Raw genomic sequence first — 24522 nt, 5'->3', positions numbered from 1 at the left:
AACGCGCCCGAACCGAACTCTGGTTGGTCTTCATGGCTACTTCTGAAACACGCCTGGTCATTTTCGATTGTGACGGTGTCCTCGTCGATAGCGAGCCGATCTCCGTCAGCGTGCTCGTCGAGGCGATGAACGACCTCGGAGTGCCGATCACCGAGGAAGAGGTCTATGGGCGCTTCCTCGGCAAGAGCCTCGCGACCGTCATCGCAACGCATGAAGAGCGAATATCAGGTGCATGCCGGCGACGAGTTTCTCGAGCGCATCCGCACCAATCTCTATGCGCGATTCAGGAAAGAACTGAGGCCGATCGAAGGCATAGGTGCGACAATCGACGCGCTCGACATCCCGTGCTGCGTCGCTTCGTCGAGCCAGGTCGAGCGCATCAGGCTGTCGCTCACCGTCACCGGCCTTATCGACAAGCTACCGAACATCTTCAGCGCCTCGATGGTGAAGAATGGAAAGCCGGCGCCGGACCTCTTCCTGCATGCGGCCCGCGAAATGCACGTCGATCCGAAGAACTGCGTCGTAATCGAAGACAGCCCGGCGGGGATCGAGGCAGCCAAGGCCGCAGGCATGACGGTCTTTGCCTTTACCGGTGGCTCACATGCCAATTTTGCAGGTTATCGTGCCGAACTCGAGCGGCTTTCGCCGGAACGCGTGTTTGACGCAATGCCGGATTTGATACACCTTATCCAGAAACAAAAGCTGGATGGGGCCTACCCTTGATGCATGATCATGTGGTTGCGGTGGATGTCGGCACCGGCAGCGCGCGTGCCGGTGTGTTCGATGCCCGCGGTCGCCTGCTCGGAAAGGCCGAACATCCGATCATCATGAATAGGCCGCGTGAAAATCATGCCGAACATGATTCCGAAAACATCTGGTCTGCGGTCTGCATCGTCGTTCGCAAGGCGATGGAACAATCGGGCGCAGCTCCTGCGTCTGTCGGTGCGATCGGCTTCGACGGCACATGCTCGCTCGTCGTCCGCGATGTCGATGGTGGGCAGATCAGCGTCTCGACTGGGGGCGAGAGGCGCTTCGACACGATCGTCTGGCTCGACCACAGGGCGTTGAACGAAGCTGATTTCTGCACGGCAACCGGCCATGCGGTTCTCGATCATTCCGGGCATTTCATGTCGCCGGAGATGGAGATGCCAAAGCTGATGTGGCTGAAGAAGAAACTGCCTGGCACCTGGATGAATGCCGGTTATTTCTTCGATCTTGCCGACTTCATGACATGGAAGGCGACGGGCTCGCTTGCCCGTTCGCGCAGCACGCTGACGGCGAAGTGGAATTATCTGGCGCACAAGGAAAAGGGCTGGCAACGGGATTTTCTCGCGCAGATCGGTCTGGAAGACCTGCAGGAGCGCGGCCGTTTGCCCGACGAGACGGCACCGGTCGGCACGAGCGTCGGCACGCTCACCCAGGAGGCCGCATCGGCACTCGGGCTGACGACGGATTGCCACGTTTCGGCAGGCCTGATCGACGCCTATGCGGGCGCGCTCGGCACGCTTGCCGGCTATGCGGCCGACCCAGCGCAGCTTGAGCGTCAGTTGGCGCTCATTGCGGGAACCTCGAGCTGCATCATTTCGTTCTCCCGCGATCGAAAGCCAAGCCATGGCATGTGGGGACCTTACTACGAGGTCGTCTTTCAGGAATTCGTGGCTTGTTGAAGCCGGTCAATCGGCGACGGGTGCGTTGCTCGAGCATATCGTGCGCATGCATGCTGCCGGGGGCGAGCCGACCGCCGCATTGCATCAGAAGATCGTCTCCCGCATTGCGCAATTGCGTGCCGAAGAAGGCGACGCGCTCGGCTCGCGCATCTTCGTGCTGCCCGATTTCCACGGCAACCGGTCGCCTCTTGCCGATCCGCACGCCGTCGGCACTATCAGCGGGCTGACGCTCGATACGTCATTCGACGGACTTTGCGCGCTCTACTGGCGTACGGCCGTCGGCATTGCGCTCGGCATCCGGCATATTCTCGAAAAGATGAAGGAATACGGTTATGTGCCGGACACGCTGCATGTTGCGGGCGGGCATGTGAAGAACCCCGTGCTGATGGAGCTTTATTCGGATGCGACAGGCTGCAGGGTCGTCGTTCCGAAGATGAACGAGGCGGTGTTGCTGGGCACTGCGATCGGGGCTTCTGTTGCCTGTGGCTTACATAAGGATCTCACGACGGCCGGCGTGGCAATGTATCCGGGGGGTGAAGAGCGTGCGCCGGACGCGACAAAGCAGGCTCTGTATGATCGCGAATACCGGCGGTTTCTCGCGATGTATCGCCATCGCGCCGAACTGGACGCGATTCAGCTAGCGATTGCCGCTTTCTCCGAGAATGGTGCCGAATTCCGACATTCGCCGCCGGCGTTCGAGCGCCTCTTCGCCTGCGGCGGCAATGACGGATTCCGACAGACAGTCGAGAAGCGCGATCAATGGAGGAAGGTTGTCCTCGTCGGGCGAGCGGGCAGGCGGAAGCGCCAGCATGACGTTGGATTGGTCGGGCAGCCAGTCGCTGTTTTCCGTTGTGATCAGCACGACCTTGTAGCCATAGCGCCGCGCGGTTCGCGCCAACAGACGCGCTTTGCCGAAGCGTCGGCAATCGATGATGATCGAGGAGGGCGCCTTCGCCACTCGGGCGAGCGAAGAGTTCGGCGAAGCGGTTTGTCGAACCGTCCAGATGCGTGGACGCCGTCGCGGGACTCGTGTCAGCCGGCGGGCGAAATGCGTTGCGAAGCCCGCGAGCCGTACATGCGTTGCAATGAAAACTTCGCGCGCCATGCCAATCATCGCGACGGCTTCGGCCCAGTGCGTCTGTGCGGTCAGATGGTAGATGTGGTGCAGCGCCTGGATCTGCTCGGTGACGAGCAAGGCAAGCGATTTTCCTTCCGAGGCATCGGTCTGCAACTCGTTGAGCGAATTTTGAAGTTGGACAGGAGAGGTCGACCGCGGTTTCACGGAATATCGACTTCGACGCTGTCGAGACCCTGATAGCCGAGGGCGCGCAGAAAACGGCCAACGGTCATCGGGCTTAGATCGAGCCTGTCGGCCACGGAGGCAGCGGTCTCGAAGGGAAGGTCGTTCAGGTGCTCGGTAAAATACTTCGCAATTCTGCGCTCGGCCGGCGTGCCTGACTTCACATAGTGTCTGAGCTTCTGAACAAAGTCTTCCACATCAGCCTCCCTGATCTTCCCAGAGGCGATTCGCGGATGCGCTATTGGCGAGCACTTGCCGTTGCAACTATTTCCGGAAGCTGCGTCCTCAGGCTCAAGTTTATTATCGAATACTATAGACTATTATATTAGTGTGTTATTTTAGACAAGTTTTCCATCGTTGCATGTAGTTTTATTCTCGACTTGCCGTCGGGCGTTGCAGATTCCTACATGCGCAGATATAACCTGGAGATGCGAAGAATGATCCTCGATGCCGCGCGCCTTGCGTTTTTCAACCTTTTTGCACGGGAAACCCGGTCTGTTTTCTGGAAGGTGCTGGGGCTTACGATCCTGGTTCTCATTGGGCTCTGGTTCGTGCTGCGAGGCCTGTTCATGACTTTCCTGTTTCCGTGGATCGCGGGCTTCTTTCCCGGAAATTCCCGATTGGGCTGGCTGGCTGAGCTTCGTCTTCGTCATTCTCGCCGGCATCGGCCTTGCCTTGGCGCCTGGCGCTGCTCCTGTCGCCGGTGACGGCGTTGATTGCCGGCCTGTTTCTCGATGACGTCGCCGAAGTGGTGGAGAAGCGGGACTATCCCGAAGATACGCCCGGGAACGGCGATGCCGATCGGTCCGGCAATCGCGAGTTCACTCAAGTTCCTGGGCGTGGTGATCGCCGGCAATATTGTCGCTCTGCTCCTGCTCTTCATCCCGGGCGTGAACCTGATTGCCTTCTTCCTGGTGAACGGTTATCTGCTCGGCCGGGAATTCTTCGAATTCGCCGCCATGCGCTTCCGTTCGCCGGAGGAGGCCCGGCTCTTCAGGGCAAAGCACGCTTCTACCGTCTTTCTCGGCGGATTGGTGATCGCCGCCTTTCCTGGCCATCCCCTTCCTCAATCTGCTGACGCCGCTTTTTGCGGCCGGGCATGATGGTTCATCTCTACAAACTGATTTCCCAACGGGATCTCGGTTTTCACCGGTAGATCAGTTTGAAGAGGCCGATTGTTCGGCTATTCGACGGCCTCGCCGATCACCTGCGGCGGCAGCTCGACCAGCGGCGCCGGTATGTCGCAGCTCTTTTCCGGCGATTTGCACAGATCGGCGATCACGCAGCGCTCGCATTCCGGGCGGCGCGCCTTGCACGTGTAACGGCCGTGCAGGATCAGCCAGTGGTGGGCATGATAAAGGTAGTGACTCGGGGATCACCTTCATCAGGCGGTCCTCGACCTCGTCCGGTGTCTTTCCCGGCGCCAGCTTGATGCGATTGGCGATGCGGAAGATGTGCGTGTCCACCGCCATTGTCGCCTGGCCGAAGGCCATCGACAGAACCACGTTCGCTGTCTTGCGGCCGACGCCCGGCAGGCGCACGAGTTCCTCACGCTTATGCGGAACTTCGCCGCCGAATTCATCGACCAGCATTTGCGAGAGCGCCATGACGTTCTTCGCCTTGTTGCGGTAAAGGCCGATCGTCCTGATGTGGTCGCGGAGGCGTTCCTCGCCGAGCGCCAACATCTTCTCCGGCGTATCTGCCACCTTGAAAAGCGCCCGCGTCGCCTTGTTGACACCGGCATCCGTCGCCTGGGCGGAGAGTGCCACGGCAACGACGAGCGTGAACGGATTGGTGTGTGCCAGCTCGCCTCTGGGTTCCGGCCGCTGGATCGAGAAGCGGCGGAATATCTCCTCGCGCTCGGCTTGCGAATACGCAGTGCGCACCGGGACGGCCTTGCGGCGGGTGATCACTTTCGAGTTTTGCGGTGTTTTGCGGACGGATTTGAGTTTCGGATCGGGCATCGACAATCTATACTCATCAGCCATGACGGAAAGCAACGCCGGGCGGGCGAACGAACAGCCTGTTTTTGCAGCCGAACTTTTCCCTTACCGGTCGCTCGGCCGCAAGGGTTTCAGGGTGCTGCTGCTGATTTCCGGTGCCGTCTGTTTCATCTATGGGATATTCTTCGTCGTTACCGGTGCTTGGCCGATCGGCTTCTTCTTCGGGCTGGATTTTCGCGTTGCTCTACGGTGCCTTCTGGCTCAACTATCGCTCCGGCAGGGCGCGCGAGGAAGTGACCGTTTCGCGCACAGATGTCGCAATCCGCAAGTTCGCGCCTTCCGGACGCATGGTGGAGCATCACTTCAATCCCTTCTGGGCGCGGTTCCTCGTCCGCCGCCACCAGGAAATCGGCATTCTTTCCATGCATATTTTTGGCGAGGGCCGGCGGACGGATATCGGCTCCTTCCTCAATCCGGATGATCGCGAAAGCTTTGCCAAGGCCTTCAAAGGAGCGCTTGCGACAGTCAAGCAGCGTATTTGAGACGTTGCGCAAGAAACGGGTGGCTTGCGGTCCTCCCCTTGACTATCTCCTTGTTACAAGGAGAAGAACGATGAATATGATCGCCAATCTGAACAGAGACTCCACGCCGGAGGGTCCGGACTACGAGACCGTCCGTCAGGTCATCGAACTTATCACCGAGGACTATCGCGACCAGCCGTCGCTGGAGGCGATTGCCGCGCGGCTCAACCAGTCGCCGACGCAGCTTGCAGAAGACCTTCACCCGCTGGGCCGGGCTTTCGCCCAAGGCCTTCCTGCAGGCCGTCACGCTCGATCATGCCAAGCGGCTGCTGCGCAAGGAAGATCATGCCGCTGCTTGAAACCTCGATCGAGGTCGGTCTTGTCCGGGCCGAGCCGTCTGCACGATCTCTTCGTCACCCATGAGGCCATGTCGCCCGGCGAATGGAAGGCAAAGGGCGGCGGCCTGACGATCCGCTACGGCTTCCACGCAGTCGCCCTTCGGCGTCGCGCTGGTCATGGCCACCGATCGCGGCCTTGCAGGCCTGTGCCTTCAGCCGATCTCGGGCGACGAGAGCCGCCTGTTTCGAAGACATGACCTGCCGCTGGCCGAATGCCCACTATGTCGAAGATCGCGCAGGCGACCGCGCCCTATGCAGCCCGCATTTTCGAGCCCGGCAAAGTGGTCTGCAGACCAGGCCGCTGCGCGTCGTGCTGCATCGGCACGGATTTTCAGGTCCGCGTCTGGGAGAGTCTTCTGAAAATTCCGCTTGGCAAAGCCGATCACCTATTCAGCACATCGCCTAACGATATCGGTCAGCCGACGGCATCGCGCGCCGTCGGTGCTGCGAGTCGGACGCCAATCCGATCTCCTTCGTCGTGCCCTGCCACCGCGCCGCTCGGCAAAAACGGCGACGCTGACGGGCTACCATTGGGGCCTCACCCGCAAGCGGGCGATGCTCGGCTGGAAACGGGGAAGGTGTAGTTCGGTCGACCGTTCGAGCCCGCAACAAAACGCACTAAAGAAGATGCGTTGCCGGAAGTTCGTTACTGCAGAAGAGATCGGCGTTGTTTCGAGCAAATATGCCAAGGCATGAAATGCCCGGAGTTCTCGCGTGTCGTCATCCTCGGCCCTGTGCCAGGATCTGATCACGGTTCGTAGATCCTCGGGACAAGCCCGAGGATGACGCCGGAGGTTGGATGACTGCACGCGAATTGCCCGACGAGGCTTAAGCCGGTTCCGTCAACGCCCGGGCGCTGCCTCGTCCGTTATCAGCGTATTGCACCCGATGCGCTTGATCGTGGCGCGGATGGCGATGGCGCGGTGGGCGCCGCCGGAGGTCAGCACGATGTGTTTGGCCTTGCGCAGCGTATCGAGATCGATGGCCATCGCGCGCTGATTGATCGAGTGATCGACGGAGTTGCCATCCTTGTCCATGAAAGTTGAACATCGTGTCGCAGACGCAGCCGGCGTCGATCAGCTCCTGCAGCGTCGGCCTTGGAAATCCAGCCCTCCGACAGCGAGGTCGAATGCGGGCCGATGTCGCCGCAGCTGACGATCGCAAGATCCAGGTCTTCCGCCAGCCGGTAGATCGTGTCCAGCCCGCATTTCTCGATCAGATTGCGCTTCGGTCTCGACCGAATCCACGAGCAGCGGCGAGAGGAACATGTAGCACTCGGCGCCAAGTTGGCTTGCAAGCCGCCACGTATAGTCGATGCGGGTTTGTCTGGTGCACGGCGACGATGCCGCCTAGCAGCGAGACGACCTTACAATTGGTGCGCCGCGGCGGCCGGAAGCTCGAAAGCGAAGCCGTCATCGTGCGCCCCCAGCCGACGCCGATCGTATAGTCGTCGGGGATCGCCTCGGAGAGGAACTGGCCGAGCGCGAGCCCGACGCTCTTTGCCGAGACTATCGACGTCAAAACTGACGGGAGCGGGGACGACGATTGCCTCGTCGAGCCCGTAGGCGCGCTCCAGCTTCACGGAAAGCTCGACGCAGTCGCCGATGCGAATCGTTGATCCAGATCTGCACCTCGCTGCGCTTCATCGCCTCGTCGAGCAAGCGGATGACTGTTGTGCGGCTTATGCCGAGCTGCTCGGCGACGTCCTTCTGCGTCAGGCCTTGATTGTAGTAGAGCCACGCGGCGCGTAGCCTCAGCGAGGAGGCTTCTGAGTAAGCCGTGTGCGTGCCGCGTTTCAGCTTGACCACATCTTCTCCTGCTTGAGTTTCACCCTACTTGCATCCGGAGGCGGAAAAAACAGGGCCATTTTCCTTGTTCCGAGCGATAATGACGGGCGTGACACTTATGTCAATTGAAATGCACAAATGTCCTTGACTTTCTCATTTCGGAATGGCGATAGTCATTCCCGACACAGTCGCTTGTCCGAGGAGGACAATGTGCGACACATGGGAAGGCACGCGTTTTCGGCCTGCAGCAAACTCATCTGTCTTTAGACTACCTTATTGCCGGAGCGGAGCTCGACGCCGGTCCGCAGCTCAAGTTAGCAGTTCGAGTTCACAAGGGATTATTCGACCATGACATCCAAGCTTGACCAACTCCGCGACATGACCACGGTCGTCGCCGATACCGGCGATATCGAGGCTGTCGCCCGCCTGAAGCCGGTGGATTGCACCACCAATCCGACCATCGTTTTGAAGGCGCTCGGCACGCCGACGTTTGCCGACGCAATCAAGGAAGCCGTCTCCTGGGGCAAGAAGCAGGGCGGAAACAGTCCGATGCGGTTGCCGCAGCCGTCGCCGATCGTCTTGCCATTTCCGTCGGCGCCGCGCTTGTCGAAGCCTCGTGCCGGGCCGCGTATCGACCGAGGTCGATGCCGACCTTTCCTTCGACACTGAAGCATCGATCGCCAAGGCGCGCGACATCATCGCCGCCTACAAGGAGCGCGGCATCGAGCGCGACCGCATCCTCATCAAGCTCGCCTCCACCTGGGAAGGCATCCGCGCCGCGGAAGTGCTGCAGAAGGAGGGCATTGACTGCAACCTGACGCTTCTCTTTTCGCAAGGCCCAGGCCATTGCCTGCGCCGATGCGAAGGCTTTTCTGATCTCGCCCTTCGTCGGCCGCATCCTCGACTGGTACAAGAAGTCGACCGGCAAGGATTACACTGCGGAAGAGCGATCCGGGCGTTCAGTCTCGGTCCGTGACATCTACAATTACTACAAGGCGCAATGACATCAAGACGATCGTCATGGGCGCCTCGTTCCGCAACGCCGGTGAAATCGAAGCACTGGCTGGTTGCGACCGCCTGACCATCAGCCCGGCGCTGCTCGACGAACTCGACAAACGATCAGCGGCACGCTGGTCCGCAAGCTCTCTTCGGACAACGAAGAAGGCCGAGCCGAGGCAGTCGAAATCGACGAGAAGACCTTCCGCTGGATGATGAACGAAGATGCGATGGCAACCGAAAAGCTCTGGCGAAGGCATTCGCGCCTTCGCCAAGGACCTGACGGCGCTTCGCACGATGGTCCAGAAGGAATTGCAGCTCGCTGCTGCCTGACGTCTTCATAGAAAACGGCTGAAAGGCGCGGTTGCCAATGGTGGCCGCGCCTTTTTCGTGCTGATATCAATGGCATAAAGCCTGAGGAAAGACATGGCGGATGACGATCAGCGCAGTTCGATAATGACCTATGCCGTCCGGCATCTGAGCATCATCATTGCTTTCATCGCGGGCTTGGTAGTTTTCCTGCTTCTCACCTCCCGGGATGTGAACGCCAAGAACGTGCTGGTCGGCTGGAACGTGACGGCCATCGTCTTTACATGTATCAGTTGGCGAAGGATGCTTCGGGCGACAGTCGCGGATATCAGGAAGCGAGCGGAAGATCTGGATTTTTCAGACACCTTCATACTCTTCCTGTCGATCGCGGCGGCGCTCGCAAGCATTGCTGGCATTGGGCTCGAGCTGCATTCCGTGAAAGAAGCGCCACCTGATGTCGCCTTCGCCAGGGCCTGCGCGGCGGTGGTCACGATCCTGGTTTCCTGGGTTTTCCTCCACACGCTCTTCACCATCCACTACGCCCATCGATTCTACGGCGGACCTGACAAGGGTGAAGGCCTGATTTTTCCGGACAGGATCGAAGAGCCCGTCTATTGGGACTTCCTCTATTTCTCATTTACGATCGGCGTCGCGGCGCAGACGGCTGATGTTGCCGTCTCCACCATGACAATGCGCAAGATCGCGCTGCTTCACGCAGTGCTGTCGTTTCTCTTCAATACGACGATCCTCGCACTCGCGATCAATGTCGGAGCGAGCCTGCTCTAGGCAAGCCACGCTGTCCTTAGAGAACCGCTTGGCCGGCGATCAGCGCCAGGATCAGGAAGATCAGGAAGATGACGAGGGCGATGCCGAAAAGGACGCGCGCGATCGTTGCGGTGGCGGCGGAGATGCCGGAAAAACCGAAGAACCCGGCAACCAGCGAAATGACGAGAAATATGAGAGCCCATTTGAGCATGGATGTTTCCTCTGCGTTGGATACGGAAGAGGACGCAGGAAAGACCAAATTGTTCCGCCGCAGTTGTCTGCGACGGTCTTGATCACAACTGATACTGGTCGGAATTACTCAACCATGATTGATCATCACGTGCCGGACGGCGGTGTAATCCTCTAGCGCATAGACGGACATGTCCTTGCCGTAGCCGGATTGCTTGAGACCGCCATGCGGCATTTCGTTGACCAGCATGAAGTGCGTGTTGATCCAAGTGCAGCCATATTGCAGGCGCGCGGCCGTCTTCATGCCACAGCTGATGTCCTTGGTCCAGACGGAGGAGGCAAGGCCATAGTCGCTGTCGTTCGCCCAAGCGACGGCATCCTCGACGTCGGTGAAGCGCGTCACGGAGACGACCGGGCCGAAGACTTCGCGGCGGACTATCTCGTCGTCCTGTGTGGCTCCGGCGATGACGGTTGGCGTGAAGAAGAAGCCCTTGTCGCCTGAGGTCTTGCCGCCGGTAGTAATTTCCATGTGCTTGTGCTCGGCAGCGCGGGTGACGAAGCTTTCGACGCGGTCGCGCTGGCGCTTGGAGATCAGCGGGCCGATCTCGTTTTCAGTGTCCTCGGCCTGGTTGAACTTAATCGAGGAAACCGCCGAGGAGAGATCGGCGACGAACCTGTCGTAGACCTTGGCGTCAGCATAGATCCGGCAGGCGGCGGTGCAGTCCTGGCCAGCGTTGTAGTAACCGAAGGTGCGGATGCCTGCGACGACCGCATCGATGTCGGCGTCGTCGAAGACGATGACGGGGGCCTTGCCGCCAAGTTCCAGATGCGTGCGCTTGACGGACTTGGCGGCCGCCTGCAGCACCTTCTTGCCGGTCGCAACATCGCCGGTGATCGAGACCATGGCGATCTTCGGGTGGTTGATCAGCGCATTGCCGACACTTTCTCCGCGACCGAGGATGACGTTGACGACGCCCTCGGGCAGGATGTCAGCGAGCAGTTTCGCCATCTTCAGAGCCGTCAACGGCGTTTGTTCGGAAGGCTTGAAGACGACGGTGTTGCCGCCGGCGATCGCGGGTGCCAGCTTCCAGGCCATCATCATCAGTGGATAATTCCAGGGCGCGATCGAGCCGACGATGCCGATTGCGTCGCGGCGGATCATCGAGGTGTGACCAGGCAGGTATTCGCCGGAGACCGGACCTTGCAGGTTGCGGACAGCGCCCGCGAAGAAACGGTAGCAATCGACGATCGCCGGGATTTCATCGTTGAGCACGGCGTTGATCGGCTTGCCGCAGTTCAGTGCTTCGAGCGTGGCAAAGCCCTGTCCGTCTTTCTCTATGGCATCGGCGATCTTCAGCAGATAGCCGGAGCGTTCGGCAGGTGTCGTCTGCGACCAGCGCTTGAAAGCCTTCCCGGCGGCTTCCACAGCGGCATCGATCTGGCCGAACGAGGCTTCCGGCAGATTCAGCACCGTCTCACCCGTCTTCGGGTTCAGGATGTGCTCTTCCGTTTCCGTGCCCGTTTCGAAGCGGGATCCAATCAGCATCTGGGTGTCCATGATGTTCTCCCTTTTATTTGCCGGCTCCGGCGATCTGGTCGCCGTCGCGGGTGAGGTAGTAGGCTGCCAGGATCGGCAGGAAGGTGACGAGCACGACGGCCATGGCGACCACGTTGGTGACCGGGCGCTGGCGCGGGCGGATGAGTTCTTCGAGCATCCAGATCGGCAGCGTCGATTGCTGGCCGCCGGTGAAGGTGGTGACGATGACTTCGTCGAAGGAGAGCGCGAAGGCAAGCATGCCGCCGGCAAGCAGCGCGGTGCCGATATTCGGCAGGATGACGTGCCGGAAGGTCTGGAAGCCGTCGGCGCCGAGGTCCATCGAAGCTTCGATCAATGAACCGGAGGTGCGGCGGAAGCGGGCGACCGCATTGTTGTAGACGACCACGACGCAGAAGGTGGCGTGGCCAAGCACGATCGTCCAGACCGAGAACGGGATGTCGAACAGGCTGAAGGCCGAGCGCAGCGCAATGCCGGTAATGATACCGGGAAGGGCGATCGGCAGAATGACGAGTAAAGAGATGACCTCGCGGCCGAAGAACTTCGTCTGGCTGACGGCGGCAGCACAAAGCGTGCCGAGCACCAGGGCGATAGCGGTGGCGATGCAGGCGACTTGCACAGAAAGGCCGAGGGCTGCCCAGACGTCAGGCCGGTTCCAGGCCACGACGAACCACTGCGTCGTCAGCCCCGGCGGCGGCCACTGGTAGCTCTTCTCCTCGGTGGTGAATGCATAGACGAAGATCAAAAGGATCGGCAGATGCAGGAAAAGCAGGCCGCTCGCGGCTGCGATCTTCAGGGGGAGAGGAGATCGGTGTCCTCGGTCAGAGCGCATCGAAGGCCCCCTGTTTTTTTGCAAGCCAGAGATAGATGGCCATGATGACGATCGGCACGACGGAGAAGGCGGCGGCGAGCGGCACGTTACCGGCGGTGCCCTGCTGCGCATAGACCGCCTGGCCGATGAAGAGGCGGGAAGAACCGATGATCTGCGGGATGATGTAATCGCCGAGGGTCAGCGAGAAAGTGAAGATCGAGCCGGCGACGATGCCGGGCAGCGCGAGCGGGAACAGCACCGTGCGGAAGGTCTGGCCCGGCGTGGCGCCGAGATCGGAGGCGGCCTCGATCAGGTTTGCAGGCACGCGCTCGAGAGCGGCCTGCGTCGGCAGGATCATGTAGGGCAGCCAGATATAGACGAAAACGACGAAGGTTCCGAGATAGCTCACCGAAAGCGAATTGCCGCCAACGACCGGCAGCGTGAGAATGGCGTCGAGTAGCCATGAGAGATGCAGGTTGGCGAAAATCCAGGTGAGGATGCCTTCCTTGGCGAGGATCAACTTCCAGGCGTAAACCTTGACGAGATAGCTCGACCAGAGCGGCAGCATGACACCGAGATAGAAAAACGCCTTCCACTTTCCCTGCGCATAGCGCGCGGCGTAGTAGGCGACTGGGAAGGCGATGACGGCGGATGCGATCGTCACCATGACCGCCATGACGACGGTACGGACGATGATGTCGAAATTGGCGGGGTTCAGAAGCTCGGCATAGGTCGCGAGCGTGAACTCGTAATTGATCAAGCCGGAAAAATCGTCGATCGAGAAGAAACTCTGCAGCAGCAGTGCGATCAGCGAGCCGATATAGATGATGCCGAGCCACAGCAGTGGCGGCGTCAGCATCAGCAAAAGCAGTAGCTTCGGATGGCGCCAGAAAGCGTCCGACAATCCACCGAAGAATCCGCCGCGGCCGGGCAAGATGGAGGTCGTAACGCCAGGCTTTGTCAGGGCGAGCGCTGTCATGCCGCACCGTCCATGTAATGCACGTCGGCCGGCTGCCAAGCGAGGCGCACGCTGGCTCCGATATCCGGCACATCGGCACCTGCGGGTAGTGTGACATGCAGGCGTGTGCCCCTCATGCCGACCGTCAGGCGAGTCGCGGCGCCAAGGAAACTGGTGTTTTCGACCGCCGCCTCCATGCCGTCGCCGGAGAGATGGATCGCCTCGGGGCGCAGGCTTGCCCAGCGCTTTTCGCCGCCCAGCGACGTCATTACATCTGGCGCGATGACATTCGAGGAACCCACGAAATCGGCGACGAAGCGTGTCCTCGGACGGCGGTAGATATCCTGCGGCGTACCCTCCTGCACGATGCCGCCGTTGTTGAAGACAGCGACGCGGTCTGCCATGGAGAGCGCCTCGCCCTGATCGTGGGTGACAAAGACGAAGGTGATGCCGAGTGCGCGCTGAAGGCTCTTCAATTCTTCCTGCATCTGCTCCCGCAGCTTCAGATCAAGCGCGCCAAGCGGCTCGTCGAGCAGCAGGACCTTCGGCTTGTTGACGAGCGCGCGGGCGAGTGCCACGCGCTGCCGCTGGCCGCCGGAGAGCTGGCCGGGGCGGCGGGCGCCGTAGCCCGGAAGTTTCACCAGTTCCAGCGCCTGTTCGGCCGCCTTGCTGCGCTCTGCCTTCCCGATGCCCTTGACCATCAGCCCGTAGGCAACGTTGTCGAGGATGTTGAGATGCGGGAAGAGCGCGTAGTCCTGGAAGACGGTGTTGACGTTGCGGCGGTAGGGCGGGACACCGTCTGCCGTTTCTCCGAAAATCTCGATATGCCCATCCGTCGGCTGTTCGAAGCCGGCAATCAGACGCAGGCAGGTCGTCTTTCCGGAGCCCGACGGACCGAGCATCGCGAAGAACTCGCCCGGTGCGATTTCGAGATCGACACCGTCGACGGCGCGAACCTGGCCGAAATGGCGCGAAACCTGCTGGAAACGGACGGCGGGGGTCATTGGGGTCTCCGAGTTATACATGATGCCCCTCATCCTCCCTGCCGGGCACCTTCTCGCCGCAAGCGCGCTGCAAAGGGGACTCGCGGCGATGCTCTCGCCCCTCGGGGCGTTTCGGATAGCGGCGAGAGGTCTTGGGGCATGTCCCCTCGCCCTGCGTGTGGGAGAGGGTGAGTGGCAATCATTCTGCCTGGGTGTTGACTACCGCCCGCCGATCACGCCGATATAGTCCGACACCCAGCGATGATACGGCACGCATTCACTCTGCGTCGTGCATTTGGCAACAGGTGTCTTCCAGAATTTGATCTTGTCGAAGTGGTCGAAGCCGTTGGTGGTGCAGCCGGTATCGGTCAGCAGTTGGTTGCCCTTGCATGCTGCCGGAACGGAGGGGACGGCACCGAACCAGGCGGCGGCATCACCCTGGACCTTGGCGGACAGGGAATGGTCCATCCACATATAGGCGCAGTTCGGATGCTCGCTGTCGGCATGAAGCATTGTCGTGTCGGCCCAGCCGGTGACGCCTTCCTCGGGGAAGGTCGAGGCGATCTTCTGCTTGTCGGCCTGCATCAGGTTCACCTGGAACGGCCAGGAGCCGGATGCGACGACGCCTTCGTTCTTGAAATCGTCGATCTGGATCATCGCGTCATGCCAGTAGCGGGAGACGAGCTTGCGCTGGCCGCGCAGCAGATCGAGGGCTGCCTTATACTGGTCTTCATTGAGTTCGTAGGGATCCTTGATACCGAGATCAGGCTTGTGGGCCATCAGATACATGGCAGCATCGGCGACGTAGATCGGCCCGTCATAGGCCTGGACGCGGCCCTTGTTGGACTTGCCATCAGGCAGCGTTTCTTCTTCGAATACCACCTTCCAGCTGGTCGGGGCCTTATCCTTGAAGGCATCGGTGTTGTACATCAAAACGTTCGGCCCCCACAGATAGGGCACGCCGTAGTGGACGCCCCCGACGGTATGCCACGGGGCGCTCTGGAGGCGTTCGTCGAGGTTTTTGAAGCTCGGAATGAGATCGGTATTGATCGGCTGCACGCGCTTGCCCGCAACGAGACGCAGCGAAGCATCGCCCGAAGCGGTGACGAGATCGAAGCCACCTTCGTTCATCAGCGCCACCATTTCATCCGAGGTCGCCGCCGTCTTCACGGAAACCTTGCAGCCGGTCTTCTTTTCAAAATCGGTGACCCAGTCGTAATTCTTGTCGGTTTCGCCGCGCTCGATATAGCCGGCCCAGGCGACGATGCTGACCGCACCCTCACCCTTGTCCAAGGCCTTCAACGGTTCGGCAGCAGCCACCTGCGTCACGAAGCTCAAGCTTGCGAGGGCAGCAGTGCACGATTTCAGAAGGTACTTCATCGTCTGTCTCCCGGTTTGTGCCGCTTGTTGCGGCATTTTGTTCCCTGCTGAAAGGTGCGCTGAAATATCCGGTTTCGCAAATTCATTTATCAGAATGACGATATCGGAAATTCCGATATCGTCATCGCGCACGGCCCGATCGCATCGCTTCCGCAATGCCGATGAAATCTCGCGCCGCTTGCGGCAGGCTGGAACCCTTGCGCCAGACCATGCCGACCTGGACGACTGGCAATGAACCGGAGACATCGCGGCTTTCGATCCGGTCGCCTTCCAGCGACCAGGGGCGGTAGACGAGATCGGGAAGCAGCGCGACGCCGGCGCCTGTTGCGACGAGACTGCGCACGGCTTCCACCGACCGGGTGCGGAAGGCGACATGCGGGCGGGCGCCGAGCGCTGACAGCAGCTTGCCGGTGTTCTCCTCGATCTCATCGACCGTCAGCATGATCAGCGGCTCGCGGGCAATGTCGGCAACCGAGATGATGTCGGCCGAAACCAACGGGTGGCCCATCGGCAGCCAGAGACGATAGGGCGAGGTTTCGAGGATCTCCGCCTGCAGCGCCATGCGGTCGCGCAGGTTGGAGATTACCATGACCGCGACATCGAGTTCACCGCCGACCAAGAGATGCTCCAGATAGCCGCCATTGTCTTCGATTGCACTGACCTCCACACCGGGGCAGGCACGGCGGTATCGCGCCAGAAGATCGGAGAGAACATAGCCTGCGACGAGCGAGGTGACGCCGATATTCAATGTTCCGGAAAGAGCGCTTTGCAAGCTGGAAAAACTGGCGCGGGCATCGGAGACGCTGGCTAAAATTTTTGTCGCATGTCGGAGGAACTGGTGACCGTTGTGCGTGATCGTCAGGCCGCGCGGGTGGCGTTCGAAGAGTTCGACGCCGAGGTCGGTTTCCAGCTCCTTCAGCGCTTCTGTGACCGAGGATTGCGAGATGGAAAGGTTCTGCGCGGCGCGCGTCACCGAACCCTGCTCGGCAACGGCGACGAAATACTGGATCTGGCGAAGGGTGAAGGCCATGCGTGTTTTTAGAGCACGGCCAAACGGATCATAGCAAGCACCTCGGGTGGTGGACCTTTTTTGGTCTTTAGCCCGAATTGGTATGTTTCTCGAAAGACCACTTAAGCATTCCGAAACGTCGTTTGACTAGCTTCACTCGCATGTATTGCGTTGGAGTTTTTTCGATGGCGGAGCAGTTGGCGTGAAGGCCTTACTGCACATCTTCCGGCCCTCCCGGAAATTGGTGATCGTGATCGGCGGAATGGCCTTGTTTATAGGCGCTTCCGGCGGTGTTGCCCTTTATATCGGCAAAGACAACATCATCGGCCAGGTGTTGGAAGAGGCGAACGGTGTCTCCTGCACCGATGTCAACCTGGTGACCATCAAGAAGCAGGATCGCGTCTGGATTCGCAAATACATCAAGACCGAGCCGACGGACGGCATGACACGGGTCAAGACGGCGCTCCGCGTGGCGCAAGCCATTTACGCGCAAGAAAGGCCCGATCTGGTACAGGTCGTGGTCCTCGATGAAAACGGTCCAACGCTGCGTTCGGATATTCGCGGCAGGGCGATCGGCGCCGATGTGGTTTATATCCCGCATCCCGACCAATTGGTCGAAGGGCTGAACGGCAAGCCCTATACTGCCCGCTATTACGATGGTCAGGCGAGCGAGAACGGCCTGTTTTTCGGCGAGCGCATCGATTTGCCGGACGACGAAATCCAGGCGCTGAACGCCTCGTTCAAGCAACGCTCCGATTGCATTGATCCGACGGCTGTCGCTGCAACCGCAGGCGAGGGCAACGAAAAAGCCGGCGAAGGGGATGCACCACCGGAAGGCGAAGGCGTTTCTCCGCCAGAAGGCAGCAAGGCTGCTCCTGCCTCCGGCCATTGATCATTGGGCATGCGAAAGGCGGACGACCATCGGCCGTAGGCCTTTTGAATTCTGCTCAGTCCGCCTTACTGCGGCGGGCCGGGAAGAGGATGATGTCGCGGATCGAGGGGGAATTCGTGAGCAGCATGATCAGCCGATCGACGCCGATGCCGAGACCGCCGGCGGGCGGCATGCCCTGGTCGATTGCGTCCAGAAATTCCTCGTCCAGCTGTTTTTCCTTTTCGCCGCGCGCGTGAGCCTGCTCCAGCTGTTCGACCATGCGCTTGCGCTGCTCTTCTGGATCGTTGAGTTCGGAGAAGGCGTTGCCGAGTTCCCAGGCGTTGCAATAGGTCTCGAAACGCTCGACAAGGCGCGGCTCGCCCGGCACTTCCTTGGCGAAGGGCGAGATGTCCTTCGGGAAATGCGTGACGTGAGCGGGCTGGATCAGCGTGCTTTCAACCTTCTCCTCGAAGATGAAGGCCAGGCATTCGCCCCAGGTTGCGTCCTTCTCGATTTCGAAACCGGCGGCCTTCGTGGCGGCGCGGGCTTCCTCGTCGGTCTTGATCGCCAGAAAGTCGATGCCGGTCGCTTCCTTGACGGCGTCAGGCATCGGCACACGGCGGAACGGGCCTTTGAAGGAGATCTGCTTGTCGACGAAAGTGAATTCCGTGCTGCCATGGACCGAAATGGCAAGCTCGGCGAACATGCGTTCGACGAGGTCCATCATGTCCTCGTAGTCGGCATAGGCCCAGTAGCACTCCATCATGGTGAATTCGGGATTGTGCCTTGTCGAGACGCCTTCGTTGCGGAAGTTGCGGTTGATTTCGAAGACCTTGTCGGTGAGACCCGAAACCAGCGTGCGCTTCAAGAACAGTTCCGGCGCGATGCGCAGGTACATGTCGAGCTTGAGCGTGTTGTGATGCGTCTTGAAGGGTTCGGCCGTCGCACCGCCGTAGACCGACTGCAGCATTGGCGTCTCGACTTCCATGAAGCCGTCATTCTCCATGAAGCGGCGGATGCCGGAGACAATCTTCGAACGCTGCTGGAAACGGAGCTTCGATTCCTCGTTGGTCATGATGTCGAGGTGACGCTTGCGGTAGCGCAGCTCGATGTCGGAGAGGCCATGCCACTTCTCGGGCATCGGCAAAAGCGACTTGGTCAGCATGGTGATCTGCTGTGCGTTGATCGTCAGTTCGCCGCGCTTGGTGCGGCGCACCACGCCGGTCACACCGATGATGTCGCCGATGTCGATCATCGGCAGCAGGGCGCGCGCCTCTTCCGGCGTCGTGTCCTTGTGGCTGAAGATCTGGATCTTGGCCGAAGCGTCATGGATGTCCATGAACATGCCGGAGTTGCGCGAGGAATAGACGCGGCCGGCGACGGTGACGACATCTTGTGTCTCGGTGTCCGGCTCCAGGCCCTCGTATTTCGCAGCGAGTTCGGCATTGGTGATCGTCCGGTGGAAATGCGCCGGATAGACATCGCCGACCTGTTCGCGCAGCAGCTTCAGCTTCTGGGCGCGGACTTCCGTTGCGTCGGAGGAAAGGGTCGCTGTTTCGGTCTTTTCAGTCATGATGCAAACGTCCGGTTCAATTCTTCGGGCCGACGAGGGAGGCGACCGCCTGGGACGCCAGTTTCAGGCGCTGGCGTACGACGGCGCGGCCGAGGATCGCCATGGAATCGAAGAGCGGCAGCGAGCGCGATGAGCCGGAGACGGCGACGAAAAGCGGTGCGACGACTACCTTCAGCTTCTTGCCCATGCGATCGGCAACGGCGCGCAGCTCGGCTTCGATCAACTCGACGTTCCATTCAAGGATCTTTTCGAGGTCCGGCTGCACCGTGTTGAGGATTTCCAGAATCTCTTCCGGCGGCGACTTGATCTTGACGAAGGCGGATGGATCAAGGTTCAGGTCCGACTTGAACAGGAAGCCCGTGAGGTCCGGCAGTTCGCCAAGCTTGGAGATGCGCGACTGCGAGAGCGCAAGACCGGCCCTCAGGCGATCGTTTTCCATCGCCCACTGCAGGACGCGATGCTGGAACTCTTCTTCCGAAAGCTTCTCGCGGATCCAGCGGCCGTTCAGCCAATCGAGCTTCTGGATGTCGAAGATCGCGCCCGCCTTGGAGAGGTTCTCCGGATCGAATTTTTCGGCGAGCTCGTCCATCGTCATCAGCTCGTCGCCTTCAGCGATCTGGACGAAAAAGAGGCCGAGGAAGTTCATCAGCGCCTCGGGGATATAGCCGAGCGCGGTGTAATAGGAGATCGAGGTCGGGTTCTTGCGCTTCGAAAGCTTTGACTTGTCGGCATTGCGCATCAGCGACAGGTGCATGAACACCGGTGGCTCGAGGCCGAGATACCGGTAGATCAGGATGTGCTTTGGAACCGAAGCCAGCCATTCCTCGCCGCGGGCGACATGGGTGATCTTCATCAGGTGGTCGTCAACGACGTTTGCCATGTGATAGGTCGGCATGCCGTCGGCCTTCAAGAGGACTTGCATGTCGACCGCATCCCACGGGATTTCCACGTCGCCATAGACCCCGTCGGTGAACTTGCAGGAGCCTTCGGCGGGGATCTTCATGCGCACGACAGAGGGTTCGCCTGCCGCGATGCGCGAGGTGACTTCTTCTGCCGAGAGGCTCAGGCAGTGGCCGTCATATTTTGGCGGCAGGTTTGCGGCGCGTTGCGCCTCGCGCATCTTTTCCAGACGCTCCGGCGTGCAGAAACAGCGGAAACCGTGGCCGGCAGCAACGATCCTTTCGACATACTCGCCGTAGATATGCTTGCGGTCGCTCTGGCGGTACGGGCCATAAGGCCCGCCGATGTCGGGGCCTTCCGACCACTGCAGGCCGCACCATTTCAGCGCATCCAGGACCTTCTTTTCGAATTCCGGGGTCGAGCGCGTAGCATCGGTATCCTCGATGCGCAAAATGAACTCGCCGCCGTTTTTCTTGGCGAAAAGATAATTGAAGAGAGCGATGTAAGCGGTCCCGACATGCGGCTCGCCAGTCGGCGAGGGAGCGATTCGGACGCGGACGCCGGAAGCTGTCATTTTATGTGCCCGTCAAATGAATGCCGGACGGCTTTCCTGCGAAAGCGACGTTCGGCGGGAAGAATGCAGATCACTGGATCAGGAAACCGGCCGGATAAGGGCATTCTGCCCACTTCATCCGCCGATTGTCCGTTTGGCTGGCCTTAAGGCCATATTCGACCGCGCACGTCAAGGAAAATGGGCGCCGGGCACTCAAAGCGCAGGCCAAACATTAAGAAGCACGGGCACGCTCACCACGATGATGATGAAGGATAGCGGCAGGCCCAGGCGAGGGTAATCGCTGAAGCGGTAGCCGCCGGGGCCGAAAACCAGCGTATTGCATTGATGGCCGATTGGCGTGAGGAAGTCGCAGCCGGCGCCAATGGCAACCGCCATCAGGAAAGCTTCCGGTTTGTAATGGAGGGCCTCAGCGAAACTCGCCGCGATCGGTCCCATGACAAGGACTGTGGCGGCATTATTGAGGAATGGCGTCACTGCCATGGCGGTCACCAGCATCAACGCCAGCGCGCCGAATGGCGGCATCTGGGCAGCGAAATCGCCGAGCCATCCGGCAATCAGATCGCTGCCGCCCGTGGTCCGGAGCGTATCGGATACCGGGATCAGTGCTGCAAGCATGATCAGGATCGGCGCATCGAGCGACTTATAGACATCGACGAGCGGGATCACGCGAAAGACGACCATGGCCAGCGCTGCGCAGAAAAAGGCGACCGAAACCGGCGTGAGGCCCGCGGCAGTCACGCCCATGGCGGCGGCGAGGATCAGAAGGGGCACATAACCTCGGCGTGGCGTGCCAAGCATGATGTCACGTTGGGCAAGCGGAAGGCAGGAAAATTCCTGCAGAAAGGCAGGCAGGTTCCTGCGGCTTCCCTGAAGTAGGAGAACGTCGCCGGCCCGAAGCGTCACCTCGCTCAGCCGCTCGGTGAGCTTGTGGCCCTGGCGACTGACGGCGAGCAGGTTGACCCGCCGCCGGTTCCACAGCGAGAGCTGGCGCGCGGAAAGGCCGATCAGCATCGATTCCGCGGTAATGACGGCCTCGATCGACACGAGATTGCCTTGCGCCCGCGCTTCCGGGATGGGCTTTCCGGAGAGCTTCAGCTTCGCATGGGTCACCACGCGATCGAGTGCATCCGGCACGCCTTCCAGCAATATCGTATCACCGGCCTTCAGCATCACGTCGGGAAAAGGCGACATGCGGGAGTGGCCGCGCAGGATCGCCGTCGCCACGACTTCGCCGTCGCCGAGTTGCAGGAGTTCGTTCAGCTTCTTGCCGTCGAAGCTCGATCCTTCGACAACCGTCGCCTCCGAAAAATAGGTTTTGAGGTCGAGCGCCTCCTCGAGCGACGGATTCTCGTTCTGCCGTTCCGGCACCAGCCAATGGAAGAAGATCAAGAAGACGACGCCGACAAGGGTCAGGGTCGCGCCGACAGGCGTGAAATCGAACATGGTGAAGGGCGCACCGGTGATCTCCTCGCGCAATCGCGATACGACGATGTTGGGCGAAGTGCCTATCTGCGTCATCAAGCCGCCGAGCAGCGCAGCAAAACTCATCGGCATCAAATAGAGCGATGGTGATTTGCCGGTTTTCCTGGCGAACTGGAAGGCGACCGAAATCATGATCGCCAAAGCGCCGATATTCTTGATGAAGGCAGAGAGCACCGCAACAACGATAAGCAACAGGGCGAGTTGGAGATGCGGCTTGTCCAGATTGGGAAAGAAGCGCTTGATCGCCATGTCGACGATCCCCGAGCGGGCGACCCCGGTGCTGACGACGAGGGCGCTGCCGACGATGATGACGATGTCGTCTCCGAAGCCGGAAAATGCCTTGCCGAAAGGAACGAGACCGGCTGCAACCGCAAGAACGAGGGCGCAAGAGGCCACAATGTCGTAACGGAACCGGTCCCAGATGAAGATTGCCATCATCAGGCCGATCACGCCGAAGGAAAGGATCTGTTCGGTCGTCATACCGGTCCGGAAGTTTGGGCTGATTGCCGGATGATACTTGTACGCTTTCCTGGACCAATCAATGTCATGCAGGATGCAAAGTTCCTATCCGTCACCTCGCCGGGCGCAAATGGTCATTTCCAGCATCTCGCCGGAGGTATCGTTCGATACGCGCCCATTCGGGCGGGCGCCGCCCGTTTCGCGCCGGACATCACGGGAGACGATCAGCGGCTGGTTTCGGCGATCACAGGGAACTCGCCAGGGGAGCGGCCTGAACAAAAAGCAAAGGGCGCGTTTTTGTCGCGCCCCCCGTTTAAATCTCGTCAATGCCCGCTGGCTTTCTTCCGCATTCGGGCGTTTCTTGCAAACATGTTCAGCACTTCAACCAGCGCCGAGAAGGCCATGGCGGCATAGACGTAGCCCTTCGGTACATGGAACCCCATGCCGTCGGCGATGAGTGTGGTGCCGATCATCAGCAGGAAGGCCAGCGCCAGCATGACGATCGTCGGGTTTTTCTCGATGAAGTTTGCAAGCGGCGTCGCGGCGAACAGCATGACGGTGACGGCGGTGATGACGGCGATGACCATGATCGGCAGGTGCGGGGTCATGCCGACGGCGGTGATGATGCTGTCCACCGAGAAGACAAGGTCGAGCAGCAGGATCTGGCTGATCGCCGCCGCAAAGCCCGTCGTTGCCGAACTCGCGATGAAATCCTCGTTGTGATCTTCCGGATCGACACTGTGGTGAATTTCCTTGGTGGCCTTCCATACGAGGAACAGGCCGCCGGCGATCAAGATCATGTCCTTCCAAGAGAAGCCATGACCGAAAGCCTCGAAGACAGGTGTGGTGAGCTGGACGATCCAGGCCACGGTACCGAGCAATGCAAGACGCATGACGAGGGCGAGGCTGATGCCCACTTTGCGAGCTTTATCACGATGCTCGACCGGCAGCTTGTTGGTGAGAATGGAAATGAAGATCAGGTTGTCGATGCCGAGGACGACTTCCATGACAACCAGGGTCACCAGAGCCACCCAGGCTGCCGGATCCTGAACGAGCATGACGATATCTTGCATAAGCTATTTTCCCTCGCGCCATAGAATCTGACGCCCGCAATTTAAGGTGAAGGCGCCAAGAAACAAGCGCGCAGGGGAATATACGAAAGCGGGAAGGCTTTTATTCCTTCACCGGTATCCAGATTTCCGTGATGCCCGTGCCGGTATGGGGATCGAAACGCTCGTCGTAGCGTTCGAACATGTCTGGCATCTCGGCGTGCTGTAGACCCGAGGAGGGGAGCCATGTCCCGAAGATATGATGCATCGTTGCCGCAATAGCGGAGATGTGGCCGCGATGGGTGAAGACAGCGTAGCGCTGACCGGGCACTTTCAGCGTCGTAAAACCGTCCGGCAGGTCGCCGGCATCGGTGACTTCGGCACCTGCCATATAGCGGAACGTTTCGGTTTCTCCTTGGATATGTGTGCAGATGCCATAGGCGGCATTGCCGCGCTGGCCGGAAATATTGCCGAAATAAGAGTTGAATTTCTGCCAAAGTGAGGGAATCGCGGCATTGCCGCCGTAGCCATAGGCCTCTTGCAGTCCGGCAAAAAGCATTGGCGGCAGGGTTTCGAAGCGGGGTTCTTCAAGTTCGTCGAGGCGTGCGGGGTCCATTTTGATCGGCTCCACTAAAGCGATGTTGCGGACGTGCCCCTGCTTGCGAATCGCGTCCGGCGTGATGCCGAACTGGTCGCGAAAGGCACGGGTGAAAGCCTCGTGCGAGCCGTAACTCGCGCCGAGGGCAACCTCGAGGATGCTCGATGAACTGCCGATCAGGGCCAATGCGGCGGCACTCAGACGACGTCCGCGGAGATAGCCGCTGATCGAGTGGCCGGTGACGAGCCCGAAGACGCGCGACAGATGATAGCGCGACAGACCTGCGGCATCCGAGATATCATCTAGCGAGATATCGCTGGCGGAATGGCTTTCAATAAACCAAATCGCCCGTCCAATGGCACTCATGCACACTTCCTTGGTTGCGGTCTCCTGATTAGAGTAAAACCGGCAAGCAGGTTTGATCGCTTTTGCTGGATTTTAGTGC

The 24522-nt window shown here is 60.0% G+C and carries 14 protein-coding genes and 9 pseudogenes; 8 read left to right on the top strand and 15 right to left on the bottom strand.

Features of this window, described 5'->3' with window-relative positions; all coding sequences use genetic code 11:
- Positions 1-32 precede the first annotated feature (32 nt).
- Both ACW4PC_RS11570 and ACW4PC_RS11565 read left to right on the top strand, forming a co-directional pair.
- Positions 33-723: pseudogene (locus ACW4PC_RS11570) on the top strand (HAD family hydrolase).
- Positions 723-2304: pseudogene (locus ACW4PC_RS11565) on the top strand (FGGY-family carbohydrate kinase); the annotation flags it as partial. The pseudogenes ACW4PC_RS11570 and ACW4PC_RS11565, both read left to right, overlap by 1 nt.
- Here the strand turns inward: ACW4PC_RS11565 and ACW4PC_RS11560 are convergent.
- A pseudogene (locus ACW4PC_RS11560) lies at positions 2305-3164 on the bottom strand (MurR/RpiR family transcriptional regulator).
- Between the two features lie 240 nt (positions 3165-3404).
- On the opposite strand from ACW4PC_RS11560, the pseudogene ACW4PC_RS11555 reads away from it, so the two are divergent.
- Positions 3405-4123 (top strand): annotated as a pseudogene (locus ACW4PC_RS11555) (sulfate transporter family protein).
- 27 nt (positions 4124-4150) lie between these two features.
- Here ACW4PC_RS11555 and nth read toward each other — a convergent pair.
- Positions 4151-4955 (bottom strand): annotated as a pseudogene (gene nth, locus ACW4PC_RS11550) (endonuclease III).
- Between nth and ACW4PC_RS11545 the strand changes: the two are divergent.
- Both ACW4PC_RS11545 and ACW4PC_RS11540 read left to right on the top strand, forming a co-directional pair.
- Positions 4954-5452, top strand: a pseudogene (locus ACW4PC_RS11545) (DUF2244 domain-containing protein). The pseudogenes nth and ACW4PC_RS11545 overlap by 2 nt on opposite strands.
- Before the next feature lie 70 nt (positions 5453-5522).
- Positions 5523-6399 (top strand): annotated as a pseudogene (locus ACW4PC_RS11540) (methylated-DNA--[protein]-cysteine S-methyltransferase); the annotation flags it as partial.
- Positions 6400-6671: 272 nt separating this feature from the next.
- Here the strand turns inward: ACW4PC_RS11540 and ACW4PC_RS11535 are convergent.
- Positions 6672-7637, bottom strand: a pseudogene (locus ACW4PC_RS11535) (sugar-binding transcriptional regulator).
- 327 nt (positions 7638-7964) lie between these two features.
- Between ACW4PC_RS11535 and tal the strand changes: the two are divergent.
- Positions 7965-8945, top strand: a pseudogene (tal, locus tag ACW4PC_RS11530) (transaldolase).
- Positions 8946-9038: 93 nt separating this feature from the next.
- Complete coding sequence (locus ACW4PC_RS11525) at positions 9039-9707, top strand: DUF1345 domain-containing protein (RefSeq protein ID WP_455873913.1); 669 nt, start codon at positions 9039-9041, stop codon at positions 9705-9707.
- A 16-nt stretch (positions 9708-9723) separates the two neighbouring features.
- Here ACW4PC_RS11525 and ACW4PC_RS11520 read toward each other — a convergent pair whose 3' ends face one another.
- From ACW4PC_RS11520 to ACW4PC_RS11490, 7 genes are all read right to left on the bottom strand, one after another.
- Positions 9724-9897 carry a DUF1328 domain-containing protein gene (locus tag ACW4PC_RS11520; RefSeq protein WP_022715956.1) on the bottom strand — a complete coding sequence of 58 codons (174 nt, stop codon included), beginning with the start codon at positions 9895-9897 and terminating at the stop codon, positions 9724-9726.
- Between the two features lie 108 nt (positions 9898-10005).
- Positions 10006-11433, bottom strand: a complete 1428-nt coding sequence (locus ACW4PC_RS11515; protein ID WP_455873912.1) for a gamma-aminobutyraldehyde dehydrogenase — start codon at positions 11431-11433, stop codon at positions 10006-10008.
- A 13-nt stretch (positions 11434-11446) separates the two neighbouring features.
- Positions 11447-12262, bottom strand: coding sequence for an ABC transporter permease (locus tag ACW4PC_RS11510; protein WP_455873911.1), 816 nt, complete (start codon positions 12260-12262; stop codon positions 11447-11449).
- The gene (locus ACW4PC_RS11505) at positions 12252-13220 is read right to left on the bottom strand and encodes an ABC transporter permease (protein WP_455873910.1); all 969 of its coding nucleotides are present in this window, start codon (positions 13218-13220) and stop codon (positions 12252-12254) included. The genes ACW4PC_RS11510 and ACW4PC_RS11505 overlap by 11 nt, the downstream gene beginning before the upstream one ends.
- Positions 13217-14203 carry an ABC transporter ATP-binding protein gene (locus tag ACW4PC_RS11500; protein ID WP_455873909.1) on the bottom strand — a complete coding sequence of 329 codons (987 nt, stop codon included), beginning with the start codon at positions 14201-14203 and terminating at the stop codon, positions 13217-13219. The genes ACW4PC_RS11505 and ACW4PC_RS11500 overlap by 4 nt, the downstream gene beginning before the upstream one ends.
- Before the next feature lie 198 nt (positions 14204-14401).
- Positions 14402-15562 carry an ABC transporter substrate-binding protein gene (locus ACW4PC_RS11495; protein ID WP_455873908.1) on the bottom strand — a complete coding sequence of 387 codons (1161 nt, stop codon included), beginning with the start codon at positions 15560-15562 and terminating at the stop codon, positions 14402-14404.
- A gap of 121 nt (positions 15563-15683) precedes the next feature.
- Positions 15684-16592, bottom strand: a complete 909-nt coding sequence (locus tag ACW4PC_RS11490) for a LysR family transcriptional regulator (protein WP_455873907.1) — start codon at positions 16590-16592, stop codon at positions 15684-15686.
- Between the two features lie 181 nt (positions 16593-16773).
- Here ACW4PC_RS11490 and ACW4PC_RS11485 point away from each other — a divergent pair, with 181 nt between their 5' ends.
- Complete coding sequence (locus ACW4PC_RS11485; protein WP_455873906.1) at positions 16774-17463, top strand: hypothetical protein; 690 nt, start codon at positions 16774-16776, stop codon at positions 17461-17463.
- 55 nt (positions 17464-17518) lie between these two features.
- Here the strand turns inward: ACW4PC_RS11485 and lysS are convergent, their stop codons facing one another.
- The 5 genes from lysS to ACW4PC_RS11460 all read right to left on the bottom strand — a co-directional run bounded on the left by lysS (position 17519) and on the right by ACW4PC_RS11460 (position 24443).
- Positions 17519-19015: a lysine--tRNA ligase gene (gene lysS / locus ACW4PC_RS11480; protein ID WP_455873905.1), complete on the bottom strand. Its 1497-nt coding sequence runs from the start codon at positions 19013-19015 to the stop codon at positions 17519-17521.
- Positions 19016-19031: 16 nt separating this feature from the next.
- Positions 19032-20489 carry a glutamate--tRNA ligase gene (gene gltX, locus ACW4PC_RS11475; protein WP_455873904.1) on the bottom strand — a complete coding sequence of 486 codons (1458 nt, stop codon included), beginning with the start codon at positions 20487-20489 and terminating at the stop codon, positions 19032-19034.
- A gap of 192 nt (positions 20490-20681) precedes the next feature.
- A complete protein-coding gene (locus tag ACW4PC_RS11470; protein WP_455873903.1) occupies positions 20682-22451 on the bottom strand; it encodes an SLC13 family permease in 1770 nt (589 codons plus the stop codon).
- A gap of 302 nt (positions 22452-22753) precedes the next feature.
- Positions 22754-23503, bottom strand: coding sequence for a TerC family protein (locus tag ACW4PC_RS11465; RefSeq protein WP_455873902.1), 750 nt, complete (start codon positions 23501-23503; stop codon positions 22754-22756).
- Positions 23504-23603: 100 nt separating this feature from the next.
- On the bottom strand, positions 23604-24443 hold the full coding sequence (locus ACW4PC_RS11460; RefSeq protein WP_455873901.1) for a GyrI-like domain-containing protein: 840 nt from the start codon (positions 24441-24443) through the stop codon (positions 23604-23606).
- Positions 24444-24522: the final 79 nt, after the last annotated feature.

The sequence above is a fragment of the Rhizobium yanglingense genome, assembly GCF_977109285.1.
This window is presented reverse-complemented; position numbering and strand designations above follow the sequence as displayed.

What these genes read in the sequence shown, in the direction of transcription:
- ACW4PC_RS11460 (WP_455873901.1), bottom strand. Translation starts at nt 24,443, where the DNA reads ATGAGTGCCATTGGACGGGCGATTTGGTTTATTGAAAGCCATTCCGCC.
- ACW4PC_RS11495 (WP_455873908.1), bottom strand. Translation starts at nt 15,562, where the DNA reads ATGAAGTACCTTCTGAAATCGTGCACTGCTGCCCTCGCAAGCTTGAGC.
- ACW4PC_RS11520 (WP_022715956.1), bottom strand. Translation starts at nt 9,897, where the DNA reads ATGCTCAAATGGGCTCTCATATTTCTCGTCATTTCGCTGGTTGCCGGG.
- ACW4PC_RS11505 (WP_455873910.1), bottom strand. Translation starts at nt 13,220, where the DNA reads ATGACAGCGCTCGCCCTGACAAAGCCTGGCGTTACGACCTCCATCTTG.
- ACW4PC_RS11490 (WP_455873907.1), bottom strand. Translation starts at nt 16,592, where the DNA reads ATGGCCTTCACCCTTCGCCAGATCCAGTATTTCGTCGCCGTTGCCGAG.
- ACW4PC_RS11525 (WP_455873913.1), top strand. Translation starts at nt 9,039, where the DNA reads ATGGCGGATGACGATCAGCGCAGTTCGATAATGACCTATGCCGTCCGG.
- gltX (WP_455873904.1), bottom strand. Translation starts at nt 20,489, where the DNA reads ATGACAGCTTCCGGCGTCCGCGTCCGAATCGCTCCCTCGCCGACTGGC.
- lysS (WP_455873905.1), bottom strand. Translation starts at nt 19,015, where the DNA reads ATGACTGAAAAGACCGAAACAGCGACCCTTTCCTCCGACGCAACGGAA.
- ACW4PC_RS11510 (WP_455873911.1), bottom strand. Translation starts at nt 12,262, where the DNA reads ATGCGCTCTGACCGAGGACACCGATCTCCTCTCCCCCTGAAGATCGCA.
- ACW4PC_RS11470 (WP_455873903.1), bottom strand. Translation starts at nt 22,451, where the DNA reads ATGACGACCGAACAGATCCTTTCCTTCGGCGTGATCGGCCTGATGATG.
- ACW4PC_RS11515 (WP_455873912.1), bottom strand. Translation starts at nt 11,433, where the DNA reads ATGGACACCCAGATGCTGATTGGATCCCGCTTCGAAACGGGCACGGAA.
- ACW4PC_RS11500 (WP_455873909.1), bottom strand. Translation starts at nt 14,203, where the DNA reads ATGACCCCCGCCGTCCGTTTCCAGCAGGTTTCGCGCCATTTCGGCCAG.
- ACW4PC_RS11465 (WP_455873902.1), bottom strand. Translation starts at nt 23,503, where the DNA reads ATGCAAGATATCGTCATGCTCGTTCAGGATCCGGCAGCCTGGGTGGCT.